General features: G+C 61.7%; 16 protein-coding genes and 1 pseudogene. 7 read left to right on the top strand and 10 right to left on the bottom strand.

Going from position 1 to position 19978, the window contains the following annotated elements; all coding sequences use genetic code 11:
- Positions 1-500 precede the first annotated feature (500 nt).
- Entirely contained in the window at positions 501-1769 is a 1269-nt protein-coding gene (locus HOLFODRAFT_RS0200300) for an ABC transporter substrate-binding protein (RefSeq protein ID WP_244432582.1), read from the top strand.
- 124 nt (positions 1770-1893) lie between these two features.
- Here HOLFODRAFT_RS0200300 and HOLFODRAFT_RS0200305 read toward each other — a convergent pair whose 3' ends face one another.
- Positions 1894-2616, bottom strand: a complete 723-nt coding sequence (locus HOLFODRAFT_RS0200305) for an IclR family transcriptional regulator (RefSeq protein ID WP_005037617.1) — start codon at positions 2614-2616, stop codon at positions 1894-1896.
- Positions 2617-3010: 394 nt separating this feature from the next.
- Here HOLFODRAFT_RS0200305 and HOLFODRAFT_RS0200310 point away from each other — a divergent pair, with 394 nt between their 5' ends.
- Positions 3011-4522: a TolC family protein gene (locus tag HOLFODRAFT_RS0200310; RefSeq protein ID WP_005037616.1), complete on the top strand. Its 1512-nt coding sequence runs from the start codon at positions 3011-3013 to the stop codon at positions 4520-4522.
- Here the strand turns inward: HOLFODRAFT_RS0200310 and HOLFODRAFT_RS0200315 are convergent, their stop codons facing one another.
- From HOLFODRAFT_RS0200315 to HOLFODRAFT_RS0200335, 5 genes are read right to left on the bottom strand one after another with little or no spacing between them, the layout of a single operon-like run.
- Positions 4523-5404 carry a LysR family transcriptional regulator gene (locus tag HOLFODRAFT_RS0200315; RefSeq protein WP_005037614.1) on the bottom strand — a complete coding sequence of 294 codons (882 nt, stop codon included), beginning with the start codon at positions 5402-5404 and terminating at the stop codon, positions 4523-4525.
- A gap of 53 nt (positions 5405-5457) precedes the next feature.
- Complete coding sequence (locus tag HOLFODRAFT_RS0200320) at positions 5458-6099, bottom strand: NAD(P)H-dependent oxidoreductase (protein WP_005037612.1); 642 nt, start codon at positions 6097-6099, stop codon at positions 5458-5460.
- Positions 6096-6809: an NAD(P)H-dependent oxidoreductase gene (locus HOLFODRAFT_RS0200325; protein ID WP_005037610.1), complete on the bottom strand. Its 714-nt coding sequence runs from the start codon at positions 6807-6809 to the stop codon at positions 6096-6098. Before HOLFODRAFT_RS0200325 ends, HOLFODRAFT_RS0200320 begins: the two co-directional genes overlap by 4 nt.
- A complete protein-coding gene (mobB, locus tag HOLFODRAFT_RS0200330) occupies positions 6781-7311 on the bottom strand; it encodes a molybdopterin-guanine dinucleotide biosynthesis protein B (RefSeq protein WP_005037607.1) in 531 nt (176 codons plus the stop codon). Before mobB ends, HOLFODRAFT_RS0200325 begins: the two co-directional genes overlap by 29 nt.
- Positions 7312-7333: 22 nt before the next feature.
- Entirely contained in the window at positions 7334-8866 is a 1533-nt protein-coding gene (locus HOLFODRAFT_RS0200335; protein ID WP_005037606.1) for a sigma 54-interacting transcriptional regulator, read from the bottom strand.
- A gap of 212 nt (positions 8867-9078) precedes the next feature.
- Between HOLFODRAFT_RS0200335 and HOLFODRAFT_RS0200340 the strand changes: the two genes are divergently transcribed.
- The 3 genes from HOLFODRAFT_RS0200340 (at position 9079) to HOLFODRAFT_RS0200350 (ending at position 13587) form a co-directional block, all read left to right on the top strand.
- Positions 9079-12045: a molybdopterin-dependent oxidoreductase gene (locus HOLFODRAFT_RS0200340; protein WP_005037604.1), complete on the top strand. Its 2967-nt coding sequence runs from the start codon at positions 9079-9081 to the stop codon at positions 12043-12045.
- Positions 12042-12878, top strand: coding sequence for a 4Fe-4S dicluster domain-containing protein (locus HOLFODRAFT_RS0200345; protein WP_005037602.1), 837 nt, complete (start codon positions 12042-12044; stop codon positions 12876-12878). Before HOLFODRAFT_RS0200340 ends, HOLFODRAFT_RS0200345 begins: the two co-directional genes overlap by 4 nt.
- 226 nt (positions 12879-13104) lie before the next feature.
- A complete protein-coding gene (locus tag HOLFODRAFT_RS0200350; RefSeq protein ID WP_005037601.1) occupies positions 13105-13587 on the top strand; it encodes a hypothetical protein in 483 nt (160 codons plus the stop codon).
- 345 nt (positions 13588-13932) lie between these two features.
- On the opposite strand, the gene HOLFODRAFT_RS0200355 is transcribed toward HOLFODRAFT_RS0200350, so the two are convergent.
- The 4 genes and pseudogenes from HOLFODRAFT_RS0200355 to HOLFODRAFT_RS0200370 all read right to left on the bottom strand — a co-directional run bounded on the left by HOLFODRAFT_RS0200355 (position 13933) and on the right by HOLFODRAFT_RS0200370 (position 17396).
- On the bottom strand, positions 13933-14277 hold the full coding sequence (locus tag HOLFODRAFT_RS0200355; protein ID WP_005037599.1) for a hypothetical protein: 345 nt from the start codon (positions 14275-14277) through the stop codon (positions 13933-13935).
- A gap of 67 nt (positions 14278-14344) precedes the next feature.
- The gene (locus HOLFODRAFT_RS25660) at positions 14345-14893 is read right to left on the bottom strand and encodes an NADH peroxidase (RefSeq protein WP_026939382.1); all 549 of its coding nucleotides are present in this window, start codon (positions 14891-14893) and stop codon (positions 14345-14347) included.
- A gap of 189 nt (positions 14894-15082) precedes the next feature.
- Positions 15083-16486 (bottom strand): annotated as a pseudogene (locus HOLFODRAFT_RS25450) (FAD-dependent oxidoreductase); the annotation flags it as partial.
- A 52-nt stretch (positions 16487-16538) separates the two neighbouring features.
- Complete coding sequence (locus tag HOLFODRAFT_RS0200370) at positions 16539-17396, bottom strand: LysR family transcriptional regulator (protein WP_005037595.1); 858 nt, start codon at positions 17394-17396, stop codon at positions 16539-16541.
- A gap of 93 nt (positions 17397-17489) precedes the next feature.
- Between HOLFODRAFT_RS0200370 and leuC the strand changes: the two genes are divergently transcribed.
- Together leuC and leuD are read left to right on the top strand one after the other, a co-directional pair.
- Positions 17490-18890: a 3-isopropylmalate dehydratase large subunit gene (gene leuC / locus HOLFODRAFT_RS0200375; protein WP_005037591.1), complete on the top strand. Its 1401-nt coding sequence runs from the start codon at positions 17490-17492 to the stop codon at positions 18888-18890.
- Complete coding sequence (gene leuD / locus HOLFODRAFT_RS0200380) at positions 18887-19492, top strand: 3-isopropylmalate dehydratase small subunit (protein WP_005037588.1); 606 nt, start codon at positions 18887-18889, stop codon at positions 19490-19492. The genes leuC and leuD overlap by 4 nt, the downstream gene beginning before the upstream one ends.
- Positions 19493-19978: the final 486 nt, after the last annotated feature.

Consider the following 19978-nt stretch of genomic DNA (forward strand, 5'->3'; position numbering starts at 1 on the left):
CGCTTGACAGTCGTCTGGCGATGCGTCAACATCGCGATGACCAAGGAGCCTTCATTTACATGGAATTGCTAGCTTTCTTACTGCGCGGGCCCGCCACACGGCGCCACCCCCGCCGCGGAGCGGCTTCGTTCAACCGTGCTATATCGCCTCTTTCCGGATAATGCTCTCTCGTTTTTTTGCGAAATTGGGGCTTGACGCACCGGAATGGGTTCGTTACGTTGGGTCCTTGCTTTATTGTGAATCGCATAGCGGTACCGATGTATCGGATCGTGATGCTGAAGAGACGGAATCGTGAGGTGCTTATGCAACGGCGTAACCCGCGTGGCGACCTGATTCTAAGGGCTCCACCTCCATAAATGTGGTCATTTGTATCTCGCGATATAAATTGATAGATCATTAAGATTGGATAGTCTTGAGGTGTATTTAAAATGAAAAAAAATATTACTAACCTATTCTTTAAACATCATTTTATAGCTGGTCTTTCGATGGCATCTGCCTTCATGATGGTTCTTGCCGGTTGTGACAAGAAGCCCACTCAGCAAATCCTGGTGGGGACCATCAATCCGACCACCGGGATGTACGCTTCCTTTGGCGAGGGTGGCCTGTTCGGGGTCAAGGCAGCCGTCGAGGACATCAATAAGCTGGGTGGGGTCAAGGTGGGCGATACCCGCATTCCCATCAAGCTCATCTCCGTTAACGATGAGAGTGATCCCAACAAGGCTGGAGCCTTGGCGGAAAGCCTGATTCTTCAGGACAACGTCAAGTTCATCGTGGCCGGAGATGCGCCTCCTCCGATGCACGCCGGGATCTCCCAGGCCGCGGACCGCTACAAGGTTCCCTACATCGCTTCGGTTGGTCCCTTCGAGCCCTGGATGGGCATGAAGTCCGAATCGCCCACCAAGTGGCAGTACTCATGGGGTGTGGGTGGTTTCTCCATCAATACTCCCGTCAAGGCTGGGGATTTCCGTGCCGACAAGGCGGGCTACACGATCTTCAGCACCTGGACCGGCATGCTGGATCAGTTCGGCCCGCAGACCAACAAAAAGATCGGATTGATCTGCTCGGATGAACCCGATGGACGCGGGTGGTACACCCTGTTCGGCCCCGCTCTCTCGAAGCTGGGATACACCGTTGTGGGTCTGGACCGGAAGGTCGGGTTGGTGCCGCTTGAGACGACGGATTTCTCCTCCATCATCAAGGAGTGGAAGGATGCCGGAGTCGATATCCTATGGGGCAACTGCCCCGGTCCCTTCTTCGGGTCGCTCTGGAAGCAGGCGAAGGGCATGGGCTTCAATCCCAAGATGGTCTCCATCGGCCGCGGCGCCATGTTCTATCAGGATGTCAACGCCTGGGGTGGCGATCTGCCCTTGGGTGTGAGCACCGAGATCTGGTGGGATCCTTCCATGGGTGGAGCTGTGGGTTTCGACGGGACGACTGGGAAGACCCTTGCTGATCGGTGGGTCAAGGAGACCAAGCGTCCGGTCTACCCCGCCATCGCTCCTGGCTATGCCAGCGTCCAGGTGCTGGTGAACGCCATCGAGAGGGCCGGTTCCCTGGATCCGGAGAAGGTGAATGCCGCCCTGGCCACCACGGACATGCCTAGCATGCGTCAGCGCGTGAAGTTCGACGAGAACCACTTCAGCCATGTGCCCATCGTTTTCGGCCAGTGGTTCAAGACTGACAATGCCCAGAAGTGGGAAATCAAGGTCGTCTACTCCAACCACGACTTCTGGCCCAAGACGGGAAAGCCGGTCTTCCCGCTCCAGTAGGATTCTTCTCGGGACTCACGTCCGGCTATGCCCTGATCAGATCGTTAGCGTTCCTCTTTCTTGAGGAGCGCTAACGGTTCTGATGGGATCAAAGCCGAAGGGTACGGTTGACGGTGGCTTCAGCTCAGAGTCGCCGCTGGAAGTTCTGGGTTCGGGTCACCAAGGCCTCGACGAGCTGCTTTTCCTTGGTGCGGTAGCGTTCGGTAGGCACGGGCAGGGAAACTGCGGCCAATTCTCCGCCGGGTCCGCGCAGGACCGTCGCCACCGAAGAGATGCCGATCATGTATTCTTCCTGGTCGAAAGCCAAGCCTGTCTCCCGGATCATATCCAGTTCGAGAGAGAGCTGGTCCCAGCTGACAACGGTATTCTTCGTCAATGGTTTGAGCTGGATCTGGGAGCGCAGCGCATCCAGGTCCTTCTCGGGAAGTGCTGCCAGGAGGGACTTCCCGATGGATGTGCCATGCAAGGGCAGAGACGTGCCGATGGTCGAGACGGCCTGAAGAGGGTGGAGGCCGGAAATCTGGTCGACAACCACAGCCTTGCCGTGGGAGAGGATCGAAAGGTCGACGGTCTCCCCTGTTTCAGTGGACAGCTGCACGATGAGCGGGCGTGCCATCCTGGCGATATCGAAGGGACGCACCGCCTCGGCGAGTAGCGTCAAGGTCGGCCCCAGTCTGAATCCGCTGGTGGGGGAGGCGGCGATCACCAGATTGGCCTCTTCCAGGGAGTTGACGATCCGCTGGACCGTAGATCGGGGCAGCTTCACGTACTGGGAGATCTCCCGCAGGGACAGGCCATCCGGATGATTGCTCAGGGCCAGAAGAACATCCGCTGCCCGGGCGATCACCCGTATTCCGGAGCTTTCAGATTCATTTTCGATTGTGGGATCTAATTTTTTCATAATTGTGATTCAGAAGTACCGCCCAGTTGACCCCAAGTGTAACACGTGCTTTTTCCAAGCCCCAATCGTTATTACTGTGAGGCAACCCCTTTTGGTGGGGGCGAGTTTTCGTGTTTGCGGAATGATGGAGGCTTTTTGAATCTATCCATGGATCCGTCGTTCTGGAAGGAAAGAGTGATTGGTTTCAACGTGCGATGAAATAGCCTATTGCCTTCTCGCTGGGAGGGAATCATCCTCTAATTGAAAACATGCTCTCAACCTTGGGGGCTCTGAACGCCTCGGTAGCTTTGTTGCAGATTCATCTGGTTGGACGATGTCGATTTCTCTACAAGGAGTGGCAATGCCTCCTGTTCGCATGACTTCTATGGCTCTGATCTGCTGTGGCCTAGTAGCAGGAGAGCCAGCCCCCCTCTCCCTCAGGGATGCCATCCATGCCTCCCTCCTGAACAACCTCCAGGTGCAGATTGCCAAGGAGACCCGGGAGTTCAGCGGTGCCGCCAACGAACTCATCGCGCGGGGGGCCTTTGATTGGAACCTCACGGGCAGTTTGAGCCTGAGCCACATCGAAAGCACTTCCACTTCCCTTGCCTCCAAGACCCAGAACATCCTTGCCACCACCGAGTCCACGACAAACAGCCACGCCTTCACCGCCGGGATCAGCAAGCCCTTCGAGTGGGGCGGCAGCTTTTCCGCCAGCTACAGCCCCTCCTATTCAAATACGAGTGGGGTGTATACCTACGGTGGCAGCACTGATTCTTTCTCCAGCTCCGTCCCGTATAGCGGAACCTTCAGCGCCACCTACACCCAAAGCCTTCTGAAGGGTTTTGGTCGCGATGTGACCGGGGCGAATCTGATCGTGGCCCAGAAGGGCACCCTGATTGCCGACTACGCCTATCAAAAGGCCATCATCGACCTGGTGGCTTCTACGGAATCGGCCTACTGGGATGTGGTATACGCCCTCCGCAACCTGGAGAACAAGCAGCAGGCCCTCGCCTTGGCCCAGAAGCAGCTCAAGGAAAACCGGATCAGGGTGGAGGTTGGGACCCTGGCTCCCATCGAAGTGACCTCCGCTGAGGCTACCGTGGCGTTGCGGGAGCAGGAGATCATTTCCGCCGAGGTCCAGGTCCTGAATGCCAAAGACGCGCTCATCCGTATGCTTTACCCCCAGGGCGAGCGTCCGGGCAATGTCGAGCCCACGGATGCACCCACCCTGGGGCACCTTTCCCTGGATGAGGCCAGCGCCATCAAGATGGCCCTGGAGCGCAGGGTGGAACTCAAGAGCGCCCAACTGGATCTGGAATCCAAGCAGGTCCTGGAACGGGCCGCCCTCAATCGGACCAAGCCCCAGCTCGACGCCTTCGCAACCTATAGCGGGGGCTCGGACAACTACGGCTCCATCGGGCCAGTCAATGCGGATCTTACGGGCATGAAGAATCCTGGATACATTGTGGGGCTGCAGTTTTCCATGTCTCTGGCCAATCATGCGGCCAAGGGAGCCCTCTCCCAGGCCAGGGCCAGCGCCCGCAGCAGTGAGCTGAGTCGTCGCGATCAGGAACTGGCCATCATTCTGGAAGTGCGCCAGACCATCCGCAATGTCGAGGCCGCCGAGAAGACCGTGAAGGCCTCGGAAAAGACGAGGGTCTATCGGGAGAAGGACTTGGATGCGGAGCAGAAGAAGTTTGATAACGGCATGAGCACCAACTTCCTGGTGCTTTCCAAGCAGAACGATCTGGATAGCGCCAAGGCCACGGAGGTCCAGAGTCAGATCAGCTATGCCAAGGCCGTCACCGCCTTCGAGAAGTCCATCGGGAATCTTCTGGAGGCCCGAATTCCTAACGCCAAGCTTCAGTAATTACTTGATTTCAAGCTCTGCAAGGAAGTGGGGGGCCGTGGGATTGTCCAGGGCCTTCTTCCACAGGGCGATGCCGCTGCAGTCCACATCTTCCCCGACCATGTCCAATACCTGGACCTGGTGGTTGGTGTAGAACTTCATGATGTGCCGGGAGAGGACGGTGATTCCCTTGCCGGTTTCCACCAGGAAGAGCAGATTCTCGAAGCTGGGGGTTTCCAGGACGACTTTGGGCTTGGCGCCGACTCGCTTGAATTGTTCGAAGAGCCAAGCCCGCGCACTCATGCCGGATTCCTGGGTCATCAGGACCAGGGGCTCGTCCTTGATATCGGTGAAGCTGAGGGAGGCTCGGCTGGCCAAGGGGTGGTCCTGGGCCAGGACTACCGCTGCGATATCGGGGAAGAGTACCCGGGACTCGTATTCATCCGAGATCTTCATGCCCACTGCGATGGTGAGGCCGATATCGATGGCTCCCCTGGCGAGGGCTTCCTCCAGGTTCTGCATGTTGTGGTTCTCGACCTGGAGGTCAATATCCGGGTGCTTCTGCTGGAAACGCTTCATGGTGCCCGCCAGGAAGCGTTCCATGGAGCCGAGGAAGCCCACCTTCAAGGTGCCTGTTTCACCGTCGTCCGCCCGCTTGGCCTTCTGCACGGCCTCGTCCAGGTCCAGAAGGATCTTCCTGCCTTCGACGAGCAGGATTTCCCCGGCCCGGGTCAGGTGGATCGAGTGACGGTCCCGGATGAAGAGCTTCATCTCCAGTCGTCGCTCCAGTTCCGCAATCTGGTAGCTTACGGCCGACTGTGTAACCTGCAGCTGTTTGGCCGCTTCGGTGAAGCTGGGGCACTCCGCCACGGTTACGAAATAGCTCAAGTGGCGAACGTCCAAGCCTTCCTCCTGCCCCTGATTGGGGAACCTGCGAAATCCGTGGTGAGAGGGGGCTATTTTATGACGAACAGCTCCTCAGCGGGAAAGCGGAACTTCAAGGCCTGGGCATAGGCGTCCTCTGGGCTGCGGTAGCCCAGGGCGCAGATGCAGACCGTGTGGTAGTCGCTCAATCCCAGGATCTCGTCGTACTGGGTGGGGCTGAATCCCTCCATGGGGCAGGCGTCGATGCGAAGCATGGCGGCACTGGCCAGGAGGTTGCCCAGGGCGAGATAGGCCTGACGTGCGGCCCAGTGTCCGGCGATGGTGGCGCGGGGGCCTTCCACCAAGTCTCCCGTCAGGGTGGCCCGGAATCCTTCAAGCTTTTCCAAGGGGAGGCCTCGGGTAGCGGCCAGACTCTCCAGGAAGTGATCCACGTCCTGGGGGGTGATCTCGTTCCTGGCGGCGAACACGACCAGGTGACTCGCATCTGTGACCTGGGCTTGGCCGCGGGATGCATCCCTCAGCTTCATCCTGAGTTCGGGGGCGGTGGGGATCACGAAACGGTATGGCTGCAGGCCATAGGAACTGGCGGAAAGGGTCAGGGCCTGTTTCAGGGTTTCCCAATCGGAATCCTGGAGCTTGCGGGTCTTGTCAAAGACCTTGGTTGCGTAGCGCCACTGCAGGGACTCCAGCAGTTCCTCCGGGGATTGGGTCATGGGGTGAACTCCTGTCTGAGCCGAAGGTCCTCACCATAGTGGGACAGGGGGTGGAAGGAGAGCGGCTCCTCCTCTTCGATTTCACTCAATCGCTTCTCGTAGGCTTCCATCAGGTGGTGGCGGGTTGGCTTGTCGATGTGGGCCGGACTCCAGGCCACGAAGGGGGGGAGCACGGTAAATCCGCAGAAGAAGAGGATGCCGTGGTGGATGGGGTAGAGGATCTGCTCGAGTTCCCCATTGATCCCCCGTTCACGGTAGTAGTGCTCTGGTCCACCGGTGGTGATGGACAGCATGGCTCGGCGTCCCTGGAGCCCTCCCCGGTCGTACCACTTGTCATCTCCGTACGCGAAACCCAGGGTCATGACCCGGTCTACCCAACCCTTGAGGATCGCGGGCATGGAGAACCACCAGAGGGGGAACTGGAGGATGAGGAGATCGCACTCCTGGACCTTCTTTTGCTCCACCAGGATGTCATGGGAGAGGGTGCCCAGTTCGTGGGCCTTGGCCTCTTCGTGCTGTCGTGTCAGCACATACTTGTTCCGCCGCTCCAGGAAATCCTCCCCGTCTGCCACGGCCTTGAACTTCATCCGGTAGAGGTCGGAAACCACCACCTTGTGTCCCAGCTTCTCGAAGTGCCGAATGGCGGTGTTCTTCAACGCCGCGTTGAAGGAATGGGGTTCCTCATGGGCATATACGATGAGCACGTTCATGGGATTCTCCCAGGCCTGTGTAAGCGAGGATGAAATCGGCGATGGTCTTGGGGGTGTTCAGGTCCAGCAGGGGGAGCGTCAGATTGGGAAGAAGGGTATCACTGGCGACGGCAATGATGTCGGAATCTTCCTGGCCGACGAGCGGTTTTCCTTCGGATGCGCGATGGATCTCGATTTTTGGGTGGGGGTGGGTCTTGAACCCTTCGATGAGGAGCAGATCCACCGGGGTCATGCGCTCGATCAGGGATTCGATGGAGGGCTCCGGCTCCTCTCGGGACTCGTGCATCAGTACCCAGCGGGCGGAGGAAACCAGCAGGACTTCCGAGGCTCCCGCCTCACGGTGGCGGTGGGAATCCTTGCCCGGCTTGTCCACGTCGAAATAGTGGTGGGCGTGCTTCATGGTGGAGACCTTGATTCCGGCCGCTCTGAGAAGGGGCAGGAGTTCCACCAGAAGGGTCGTCTTTCCGCTTCCACTCCAGCCGACTAGACCTATGACCTTCATGCTGATCTTCCTTTCTGGGGCCTCAGTCGCCTGGGGGAGTCGACTTCCGGCCATATGGGATGCCTAGCTTCTGCATCCGGTTACGCAGGGTGCTGGCGTTGATGCCCAGGAGCTCGGCGGCGCCGCCCGGCCCGTGGATCTTGCCTCCAGTATGACGGAGCACCGCGGCGATGTGTCGAGCCGTGGCTTCGTCGAGGTTCATGGAGCCCTGGAGGGAGGTGTCAAGGATGCCTGGGCGGGAGGGGGCAGGCAGGAGGGTGTCGAAGAGCAGGGGGCCCTTGGGGTGACGGATCAGCTCTCTTTCCACCAGGTTCTCCAGTTCTCGGACATTTCCGAGCCAGTCGTAATCCCCGAGGCGGACCAGGGCGCCGGGAGCGATGGACGGTGGCTCGGCCATGCCAAGCTCCCGTCCCTTGACGGTGACGAAGTGGCGCACCAGGGCCGGGATGTCCTCCTTCCTCTGTCTGAGCGGAGGCACGATGATCGGGAAGACATTGATGCGGTACCAGAGATCCTCTCGGAAGCGATGCTCAGACACCATCTGCTCCAGGTTTCGATGGGTCGCGGCGATCACCCGGACATCCACCTTGATGGTCCGGGTGCCGCCCACACGCTCGATCTCCCGCGCCTGGAGCACGCGCAGGAGGCGGACCTGGGCCTGGGGTGAAAGCTCGCCGATCTCATCCAGGAACAGGGTTCCCCCCTCTGCCCGCTCAAATCGCCCGCGGTTTGAGTTTGTGGCGCCGGTGAAGGCCCCCTTTTCATAGCCGAAGAGTTCGCTGTCGATGAGGCTTTCGGGGATCGCCCCGCAGTTGACCTTGATGAAGGGGCCTTCGCGGCGGGGAGAGGCGTAATGGATGGCGCTGGCGATGACCTCCTTGCCCACGCCGGTTTCGCCCATGATGAGCACGGTGTTGCTGAGGGGAGCCACCTGGCGCACCATCTCCACCACATGCCGGAGGCCGCCATGGCCTCCGATGATGTCCTTGGTGGTGGTGTGGGCCATTTCTCTGCTCAGGAAGTGCTTGTCGTCGAGCAGTTCGTCCTTGTGGCGGAGGAGTTCCTGGTGGGCCAGGGCATTCCAGAGAGCGATGGCGAAGGGGTCGGAGACGGATGCCAGGAGCTGGGCATGGTCGGGGGTGTACCATCCCTCGCCCTTGGCTCGGAGCACCAGCGTTCCGAACAGCTTCTCTTCGATCCTGAGGGGCACGATGATCTCGGAGTAGCCCTCCACATCCATGATCTTGCCCATGGCCGGGGGGAGGATGGCGTGCTCGGAGCTCACGATGACCGGTCCTCGCTGGTCCTGCCACCAGTCCCAGAGGGCCTCGGGAAGGGGGAAGATCGCCCCGGCGGGCTCGATGCCTTCCGTCGAGACGTGGGCGATGCGGCGGATGGCTCCCAGGTGCTGATCGAAGACGTCGAGGCGCATCTCTTCAAGGGGCATGGAGGCTGCCAGGCAGGGGAAAGTGCGCTGCATGGCGGTCTCGATATCCAGGCTGCTGCATACCTGCAGGGTCACTTTCCGGAAAAAGGACTCATCCTGCTCTGTCATGGGCTCTCCTGCGGTGTGTCGTATTTGGCAACGTTACATTCTATTGCCAAAAATGGCAATGAAGACTGCCTAATATCGCAATTGGCCCCAGGGACTACTGCTGTAAGGTGATTTGGTTCAATTAATACACATTGGCACGGCACTGGCTACTAGGACTTGAAACTTGTCTGCGCTTTGAATCGTACTTGTAATGAACTGCAGGAGGCTCCCTTATGGTGTTAGATAAAACCCAATTCTCCGTTGTGCTGTACGGCATGGAAAAGGTCATGCGCTTGGCGGCCAAATGGTACCCCGCGTTTCAGAAACGGCTTGCCGAGAGGAACCTGATTGCCCAATTTCAGCTCCGGGACAACTCCCAGGGAAGGACCTTCTTCTTCCAGGACGGAAAGGTGAGCTCCAAGGCTGGGATCCATCCCAATCCTGATCTGGTGCTTTCCTTCGAGGATGCCGCCACTGCCGGACGCTTCCTCAGCCCTTTCAAGGACCAGATGGACTTCATCAGCGCCGTCAAGGCCTTCCAGATGGAGACCCGGGGGAGCGATGAGAACGTGGTCTGGTTCTCCGAAACCATGAACATGATGCTGGACCTCGGCGCCGACTTTGGCGTCGACATGGGCAAGGGGGTCACCCGCTACACCAACTGTACCAATGGCGGTCCCGTGTTCGTCTACGTGAAGGATGGCAAGATCATCCGCATCACCCCCATGGACTTCGATGACGAGGACGCCGACCCCTGGGTGATCACCGCCCATGGCAAGAAGTTCAGCCCCCCCAAGAAGGCCACCCTCAGCCCCTACGGCCTGGCCTGGAAGTCCATGATCTATTCCAAGGATCGTCTCCTGTACCCCATGAAACGGGTGGACTTCGATCCCAATGGCGAACGCAACCCCCAGAATCGGGGCATTTCCGGCTATGAGCGCATCTCCTGGGATGAGGCCCTGGACATCGTGGCCAAGGAGATCAAGCACGCCAAGCAGGTCCATGGTCCCGGCGCCATCCTCAATGGCAGCGGCTCCCACCACACCTGGGGCGCCATCGGCTACTGGCTCAGCGCCCGGCTGCGCTTCTTCAATACCCTGGGCTTCACCCCCGTGGGCCACAACCCGGACAGCTGGGAAGGCTGGTACTGGGGCGCCTCCCACCACTGGGGCCAGACCGCCCACAACGGCGGCGGCGAGACCTACAACACCGTCGAGGATCTCATGCAGAACTCCGAGATGGTGGTGTTCTGGTCCAGCGATCCCGAGGCCACCAGTGGCGTCTACGGCGCCGGTGACGGCACCATCCGTCGCCAGTGGCTCAAGGATCTGAATATCCCCGTGGTCCACATCGACCCCTACTACAACCACACTGCCGCCCTCTTCCCCGGGAAGTGGCTGGCGCCCAAGCCCGGCACCGACAACGCCATGGTCCTGGCCATCGCCTATGTCTGGATCACCGAGGACCTCTACGACAAGGAATACGTCGCCACCCGCACCCACGGCTTCGACAAGTGGAAGACCCACGTCCTGGGCGAGGATGACGGCATCCCCAAGAGCCCCGAGTGGCAGGAGGCCGAGACCGGCATCCCCGCCAAGGACATCCGGGCCCTGGCTCGGGAGTGGGGCACCAAGCGCACCTATCTGGCTTCCGGGGGCATCGTCGCCTTTGGCGGTGCCTGCCGTCAGTCCACCGGCACGGATTGGGCCCGTGGCATGGTCTACCTCATGGGCATGCAGGGCCTGGGCAAGCCCGGCGTCAACATGGGCGGCCTCCAGCAGGGCACGCCCGTGGATACCCGCTTCTTCTGGCCTGGCTACTCCGAAGGCGGCATGTCCGCCGACACCCAGGGGACTGGCGCCCTGGTCAACATGTACCAGCGCATGCCCCAGACCCCGTCCATGAACACGGTCCAGCAGATGGTGCCCCGCCTCAAGATCCCCGAAGCCATCATGGAGGGTCAGTGCGAGGGCTACCCGACCGATCCCCGCACCATTGAGGGCCAGTTCTTCAAATACGGCTATCCCTCACCGGGGCATTCCCGGGTTTCGCTCTACTACAAGTACGGCGGCTCCCACTTCGGCACCATGGTGGACACCAACCGTTACGCCAAGATGTACCGCTCCGAGAGCCTGGAGTGCGTGGTGAACCAGTCCATCTGGTTCGAGGGCGAGGCCAAGTACGCCGATATCATCCTGCCGGCCTGCACCAACTTCGAGCGCTGGGATATCGGTGAGCACGCCAACTGCGGCGGCTACATTCAGCACTCCTTCACCCAGAGCAATCATCGCGTGATCGTGATGCAGCACAAGGCCATCGAACCCCTGGGCGAGTCCAAGTCCGATTACCAGATCTTCAAGGAACTGGCTGACCGCCTGGGCGTCACCTCTGTCTTCACCGAAGGGTCATCTGAGTTCGACTGGTGCAAGCGCTACTTCGCCGCCACCGATGTGCCCCGCAAGATGTCCTGGAAGAAGTTCCTCAAGCGTGGCTACTACGTGGTTCCGCCCCTGCCGGAGGATCGCCGGGATCCCGTGTCCTATCGCTGGTTCTACGAAGGGCGCCCCAAGGACACTCCGGAACTCACCCCGCTCCCGGGCGACTATACCGACGGCTTCCGCAAGGGGCTTGGCACCCAGACCGGGAAGATCGAATTCGAATCATCCAGCCTCAAGCGCTTCGATCCCGATGATCCCGAGCGCCCGCCGGTCATGAAGTATCGCCAATCCTGGGAGGGGCCCAACACCACGGAGCTCTTCAAGAAATACCCGCTCCAGCTGATGTCGCCCCACCCCAAGTTCTCCTTCCACACCATGGGGGATGGCAAGGATAGCGTCATCAACGATGTCAAGGACCACCGCGTGCTCGTCGACGGCTGGTACTACTGGGTGGCCCGCATCAACAGCCAGGATGCGGCAGCCCGGGGGATCAAGGACAACGACCTGATCAAGCTCTACAATGACCGCGGTGCCGTGGTCTGCGCCGCCCAGGTCACCGACCGCCTGCCACCCGGTGTGGTGCACTCCTACGAATCCTGTGCGGTCTATGCCCCCGTGGGCAAGCCGGGCGAGAGTGTTGACCGCGGAGGGTGCATCAATAACCTGACCTCCAGCCGGATGATCATCAAGAAGTCCCATGGCATGTGTAATTCGACCTTGCTCGAGGTCTGCAAGTGGAATGGTGAGGAGAGCTTCTCATGAGTAAATGGTATTTTATTATTGATGTCTCCAAGTGCTGGGATTGCAACAACTGTCTCATCTCGTGCAAGGACGAGCATGTTGACAACGAATGGCCGGGCTACACCCTCGCCCAGCCCCTGCATGGCCACCGCTGGATGGACGTGCTCCGCACCGAGCGGGGGCAGTACCCCCTGATCGATGTGGCCTACCGTCCCACGCCCTGCATGCAGTGCCAGGATGCTCCCTGCGTGAAGGCCTCCGGCGGGGCCATCACCCGCCGTCCGGATGGCATCGTCCTCATCGATCAGGAGAAGGCCAAGGGCAGGCAGGAACTGGCCAAGTCCTGCCCCTATGGCGCCATCTACTGGAACGAAGAGAAGCGCGTGCCCCAGAAGTGCACCATGTGCGCCCATCTCCTGGATGACGGCTGGAAGCAGACCCGCTGCTCCCAGGCCTGCTTTGCCGGTGCCTTGAAGGTGGTGAAGCTGGAGGATGGTGAACTGGCCCGCATGATCCAGGAGGAAGGCTTGGAGCAGTTGCATCCGGAGCTGGGGACCAAACCCAACGTCTATTACAAGAACCTCTACCGCTTCAACAAGGTCTTCATCGCTGGCAGCGCTGCCGTGAAGAATGGTGAAATCTTTGACTGCGCCAAGGGGGCCAAGGCCAGCCTTTACCGTGGCAAGGATAAGATCGCCGAGGCGGTGGCGGATGCCTTCGGGGATTTCCGCTTCGACAGGCTGCCCGAGGGCAGCGGTGTCTACGCTGTGGACCTCGAACTGGACGGTCGCCGCTCCCAGCGCGTGGAAGTCGAACTGGGCCAGAGCAGGAACCTCGGGACACTGCTCGTCTAGTCTGAATCGGAAGGGGCGCTCCGGGTTTCAACCCCGGAGCGCCGCCACGATCCTCATTGAACGCATAATCCAATTCATCTCTGGTTCAGGCTCGATTCCGTCCTAGCTGTCGGATCGTCTGCCGGAGAACTCTCACGCCGGATGTCGGGGGGTGGACCTTGTCCCATCCCACGCAATGCCGACGCCTTCGGGATTTGTATACGCAGATAATGTTCTGGAGCAAAACATGGGACGACATTCCATGCGGGCGCCCTTGATTCTTGACGACAAGGCCCGCAAGCAGCTTATCGAGATAGCCTATTCGCCTCGCGAAACAGAATCCCGCATCACAAGGGCCAAGGTGCTTCTCGCCTACGCTGGGGGGAGCCGCGTGTCGATGATCGTGAAATACCTGCATATCAACCGCCCTCGGGTCATCCGCATCATCGACCAGGCCCTGTCCATGGGGGTCGTCGCCTCCCTGGAGGAGCGTAGGGGGCGGAATTGCGGTTCCGGGAGACCTGGCGAGGCGATCGCCTGGCTGCTGGCCCTGGCGGAGCAGCCTCCCTCCTTCTATGGGTACAGGGCGGAAGGGTGGACCATGAAGACCCTGGTCAGCCATGCCCGGAAGTTCGGACCTATGGCCGGGCATCCCTCCCTGGCGGACCTCTCCAAGGTTTCGGCCTATCGCTATTTCGCGGGGCAGGGCAGGCCCTTCCGGGCGGCTTGATACCCGTTTGCCATCAATCGTAAAGATTCAAAAGCCACTTCCACCACCAAGATAGGAAGACACCAAGGATTCACCAAGGGCTTACCAACGGACCATGCTCACGCCTCAGGGCGAGTATGAAAGCCAGCCAATCCCAACGAAGCTCTACCGGGCTGGACACTCTGGCCGCCCCGCTGTGCGGGGGCGCGCGGCGAAGCCGCACGCGTTCCGGGAGGGACAGGTGGCTATGGCACGCCCGCGTGCCTCCGCCGCCTGTCCCTCCCGGAACCAGGCCTGAGTGTCCTGGTCAACGCATCAGGCTTTTCTTGGTGACGCTTGGTGCCCTTGGAGTCTTGGTGGTGGATTTTATTCTTTTGTTTGCGAATGCGTATGAAACGGCTCCAGGCTCACCCACGCTTCGCCACTGGTGCTCGGGACGGCTACCCGGAGAACGGGGCCCTCTGCCAGGGCGGTCTGGGTCAAGCGGTGCAGGGCGATGGAAAAGTGACTGTCCCGGGGCAGGAGGCCGTGACCGTCGCCGTCGTAGACAAAGTGCTCCCCCTTCTCGCACGGAGCGCCTGGAGAGGCGTCCAGCACCGTCACCAGGACGCAGGATCGCTCCCGCTCGATGCACTGGGCGCAGAAGTGGACCCATGGCTCCGCCGCAGGGGTGGCCATCAGAGGGGTGATGAGGGCGGGCAATCTGCTCATGGGCCCATTGTACGCGCCAAGGCCCGATGGGGTTTGATCCATCGGGCCTTGCTATCGCTGATTTGTCCTACTTGTTGAAGTAGCGGTTCAGCAGGCCCTGGAAGGCGCAGCCGTGGCGGGCTTCGTCCTTGCACATCTCGTGGACGGTGTCGTGGATGGCATCGTAGCCCAGTTCCTTGGCGCGCTTGGCCAGCTTGAGCTTGCCCTCGGTGGCGCCGCACTCGGCATCGGCCCGGAGGGTGAGGTTCTTGGCGGTGTCGGGGAAGACCACTTCGCCCAGCAGTTCGGCGAAGCGGGAGGCGTGGTCAGCCTCTTCGTAAGCGATGCGCTTGTAAGCCTCGGCCACCTCGGGATAGCCCTCGCGGTCGGCCTGACGGGACATGGCCAGGTACATGCCCACCTCGGTGCACTCGCCCATGAAGTTGTCCTTGAGGCCCTGTACCACTTCAGCGTCAAGGCCCTGGGCCACGCCGATGCGGTGCTGGTCGGCCCAGGCGCGGAGGCCTTCGGCCTTCAGGGTGAACTTGTCAGCGCTGGCGCCACACTGGGGACACTTCGCGGGGGGCTCGTCGCCGACGTGGGTGTAGCCGCAGATGGAGCAGATGTAGGTCTTCATGGATTCTCCTGATGGGAGGGGTTTAGGGTGAAGCCTGGGTAGAGGCGCTTGTTCTTGTGTTGCCCCCAGGGGCGGGGGTGTTACGGATGTTTTTTTGGAGGGCCTTCCAAACCCCCGCTGACGCAGCTCGGTGGCCACGGCAGAAAATCCCTCGGCTGCGGGGGTGCGGAGGATAAGTTTCGATTCGATGGCGGCCTTGGCGGGGGCGGAAAGGGAGGCGTCCCCCAACAGGAGGGCGCCCACGAGTCGCTCGTCCCGGAGGTGCAGGGCCTGGTAGCTGTCCCCCTCGCGGTGACTCAGGATCACGGAGGCACCGTCCTGGGCTTCCAGGGTGCCAATGCTGAAGAGATCGATCCCCAGGACCTTGAGCATATTGGCCCTGGGGAGCCCCTCGAACCGCATGTCTCGATCCAGGGCATTGAGGCCAGCCAGGCGTCCCTGGGCCTGGGCGGGACCCCAGGTGCCGTAGCTGACGCCGCGGTGGATGCTCACGTCACCGGCGGCCAGGATGCTGGGGTCGGAGCTGCAGAGGTGGTCATCCACCACGACCCCCTGATCCACCGAGAGTCCCGCCTCCCGGGCCAGCCAGCTGTTGGAGCGGACTCCGGCGGCGATGATGGCCATGTCCGCCGCCAGGGTGCTCCCATCCGCAAATCGCAGGCTGGCCAGGGTCTCGTCGCCGAGAAGCGCCTCTGTCCGGCCACCCTTTGTGAAGGTGATCCCCTGGCTTCGGGCCCACTTCTCCAGCAGGGCGCTGCCCTCGGCATCAAGCTGCCTGGGGAGGAGGCGGGAACCGGATTCGATGACGGTCACCATGGCACCACGCCGGGTCAGGGCCGCCGCGGCCTCCAGGCCCAGGATGCCGCCACCGATCACCGCCACCCGCATTCCGGGCTTCAGGGCTGCCAGGATGGCGTCGGCATCCTTTCGGTGGCGCAGGGTGAAAACGTGCCGCCGCTGGAGGCCGTCCATGGGTGGGGTGAAGGCGTGTGCGCCGGAGGCCAGCACCAGGCGGCGGTAGGGGTGGGTGGAGCCATCGCAGCAGTGGACCACCTGGGCTTCACGGTCGATGCGGATGGCTTCGCAGCCCAGCAGGAGCCGGATGCCCCTTTCCTCGAACCAGGAGGCTGGGTGGATGCAGAGCTCCTCCCGAGTGAGCTCACCCGCCAGGTAGCGGGTCAGGTTGAGGCGGTGGTAGGGGGCTTCCTCCTCGCTGGAGAGAAAAGTCAGGGGGACATCAGGAGCCGCCTCCCGGATGGCCTCCACCGCCGAGAGTCCGGCGATGCCGCCGCCGATGACCACGATGGGACCCAGACTCTGGCCGTCGAGGCTCGGTTCTGCCATGGCACCGCAGGGCTCGAATTCCTTTGGACCCGCCGCGCAGACCGGACAACGATCCGGGGCCTCAGGCCCCAGGTGGCGGTACCCGCAGATGAGGCAACGCCATGTGTCCGGGGCGGAGGCCTCGGGTTGGGGGGGCTTCGTCTCCGGGGCGAAGTGATCTGAAGAGGCTCCGCAAAGCGGGCACTGGGCCGGAGGCTGCCCTCCCGGGTGGGTGTATCCGCAGATGGAGCAGATCCAGGGGCTTTCCATCAGGCACTCCAAGGGGACGGGTCGTCAGGATAAAGTCGGGGCGAGGTAGGGGTCAACTCAGCATTTCCACCAGCCGCGCTGCCGGTGGACTCAGGGGGCGGGTACGGAGGTGGCAGAAGGCCAGGGTCTTGGTGTGGGCCCCCTGGATGGGGCGGGTGGTGAGTCCGTCCCTGGGCTCGATGGCGTAGTCCGGCAGGATGCCGGCGCCCAGGCCCACGCGCACCAGAGCCTTCTGGGCCGATACGTTGCCCACATCCAATACGCGTGCGGGCATCAGGCCCTTGGAGGCCACCATCTCGTCGAAGGCCCGCCGGGTGGCCGTATCCCGGGTGAGCAGCACCAGGGGCATGGCGCACATGGTCGCCAGCTCCATGGGGCCGCCCCCATCCGGCTCTTCGTGGGGAGCGAAGACCGCCACATGGTGGTAGTTCAGGACCGGGTGGATCTCCAGGCGCGAGTTCCTCACCGGGAGGAGGACGAAACCCAGTTCGCAGGCTCCCCGTTCCACCAGATTCACGATTCCCGGGGTCACGCTGTTCTCGAGGTGGATCCTCACCCGCGGGCACTCCTGGGCAAAGCGTCCCAGGATGGGAGCGAGGAAGTGGCAGGCCACGGTATCCGAGCAGGCCACATTCAATTCCCCGCTGATCCCCTCGCTCCCCTTGCCTATTTCCCGGAGGCTGCGGAGTTCCTCCAGGATGCGCACCCCTCTGGCCCGGAGTTCCTCTCCCTGGACCGTGGGAGCCACCCCCCTGGGGGTGCGTTCCAGGAGGCGGCACCCCAGGGCGGCCTCCAGGTTCTGGATCTGGCGGGTCACTGCGGGCTGGGTTAGGAAGAGCCGGACCGCGGCTCGGCTCAGGTTCCGCTCCTCGCAGACCACCAGGAAGGTTTCGAGCTGATTGATGTCCATTATGCGTCCCGTGCATGTCGAGCATAGCCATTATGAATTGGAAGCCGGTATCCTGGGACCCTAGGATTGAATACGACCAGAAAAGGGGTCCCCATGGCTTTGAGAACGCTTTATGACAAGATCTGGGACGAGCACATCGTCGCCCAAAGGGATGGCGAGCCGGCTCTTCTCTACATCGATCTGCACCTCGCCCATGAGGTCACCAGCCCCCAGGCCTTCGATGGCCTGCGGACCCGGGGACTCAAGGTCCGCCGTCCCGACCGCACCATTGCCACCATCGACCACAGCATTCCCACCACGGACCGCTCCCTGCCCATCACCGATCCCATCGCGGCGAAGCAGATCGAGCAGCTCAGGACCAACTGCCGCGAGTTCGGCGTGCCTCTCTGCGGCCCCGGTTCGGGCCACCAGGGTGTGGTGCATGTCTTCAGTCCGGAACTGGGTCTGGTCCAGCCCGGCATGACCCTGGTCTGCGGCGACAGCCACACGGCTACCCACGGCGCTTTCGGTGTCCTGGCCTTCGGCATCGGCACCAGCCAAGTCGAGATGGTGCTGGCGACCCAGTGCCTGCTCCAGAAGCGCAGCAGGAACATGAAGGTCGAGGTCACGGGGCGCTTGCGCCCTGGCGTCACCGCCAAGGACATCATCCTGGCCCTTATCGCCAAGATCGGCGTGGGGGGCGGCACCGGTGCCGTCATCGAATACGGTGGCGAAGCCATCCGCAGCCTTTCCATGGAAGGCCGCATGACCATCTCCAACATGACGATTGAAGCCGGGGCCCGCTCCGGTCTCATCGCTCCCGACGAGGTCACCTTCGAATACCTGAAGGGGCGCCGCTTCGCCCCCCAGGGCGCCGACTGGGACGCCGCCGTCGCCAAGTGGAAGACCCTGGTGTCCGACGAGGGGGCCCACTTCGATGAAATCGTGACCCTGGATGGCAGCGCCCTGGAGCCCATGATCACCTTCGGCACCAACCCTGCCATGGGCATTCCCGTGACCGCAGCCATCCCTGATCCCGCCAATCTGTCGGGTGTGGAGCGCGAAGGGCTCATCAAGGCCCTGGAATACATGGGGATGGAGGGTGGCAAGCCCATTCTCGGCCGTCCCGTGGACGTGGTCTTCGTGGGAAGCTGCACCAATGGCCGCATCGAGGACCTTCGGGATGCGGCCTCCATCCTCAAGGGCCGCAAGGTCAACCCCAAGGTCCGCACCCTCATCGTTCCCGGCAGCGAGGTCGTCAAGAAGGAGGCCGAGGCCGAGGGCCTGGACCGCATCTTTGTGGAGGCCGGCGCGGAGTGGCGTGAGCCCGGCTGCTCCATGTGCCTGGCCATGAACGGGGACATGATCCAGCCGGGTGAGACCTGCGTGGCCACCAGCAACCGGAACTTCGAGGGCCGTCAGGGGCCTGGGGGGCGCACCCTCCTGGCCAGCCCCCTCACTGCCGCCGCCAGTGCCGTGGCGGGCACCGTCGCCGATCCCCGGAGCTTCGCATGAATCCCTTCACCCCGTTTGAATCCCCCATCGCCGTTCTGCCCGTGGACAACATCGACACGGACCAGATCATTCCCGCCCGATTCCTGAAGACCACGACCAAGGAGGGCCTGGGCAAGGCCGTCTTCAGCGACTGGCGCTATGATGCCGCGGGCCAGCCCCGCCCCGACTTCGCCCTCAACCAGGGCGTGGCCCGGGGAGCCCAGGTCCTGGTGGCCGGGGACAACTTTGGTTGCGGCAGTTCCCGGGAGCACGCCCCCTGGGCCTTGACGGACTTCGGCTTCCGGGCGGTGGTTTCCACCTCCTTCGCCGATATCTTCTTTGGCAATGCCCTGAAGAACGGCCTTCTGCCCATCAAGGTGAGCCCGGAGGTCCATGCGAAGCTGGTGGGGCAGGGGAGCGGCGCCGAGGTGAAAGTGGACTTGGAAGCCCAGACCCTGACCCTGGCGGATGGCACCGCCATCGAGTTCCCAGTGGATCCCTTCTCCAAGCGCTGCATGCTTATGGGCGTGGATGAACTGGGCTATCTCCAGCAGTTCGAATCGGAGATCGCACGGTTTGAAGGGGGACGCACTGCCCCCTATGACACCCGCTCGGTTCTCTAGAAGGTTGTATTTGATATTTTTTTCCTGATTGTCAGGCTGTGTAGTTGGTCAAAAAAACGTTCTGGAGGGCAGGTCGAAGCCGTCGTGGAGTCCCGGTTTGAAGGGGCTTGGTCGCGGAAAATGCTTGAAAAACAATGCCGGGGCACCATACTTTGGTGCTCCGGCATAAGCCTAGGCTTATTCCCGAATTAGCATTCACACTCTTGTTACATTCGCCGGTCAAGCCTTAGACTGGCTCTGGGGAAATGCATACCTGCCGGACCCCGGGGCATCACAAGTCCGCCCGTTCGACAAATTTCGCCCAACACCCACGGCGTTTTCATGAAACAGTGAGCATTTCGTCGGTGGGGCGTGGGCGAGGCTGCCTCAGGTAGACGGAGCCCCCACCGATGAAATGCGGTGTTGAACAAGCCCGGAGCGGCGGGGGAGTTGGGCGAGGGCTATGGGGAAATCGCGCCTGCTGATCCACTTTTGGGGACGCCAGGT

This window comes from Holophaga foetida DSM 6591, from assembly GCF_000242615.2.
Classification (GTDB): Bacteria; Acidobacteriota; Holophagae; order Holophagales; family Holophagaceae; genus Holophaga; species Holophaga foetida.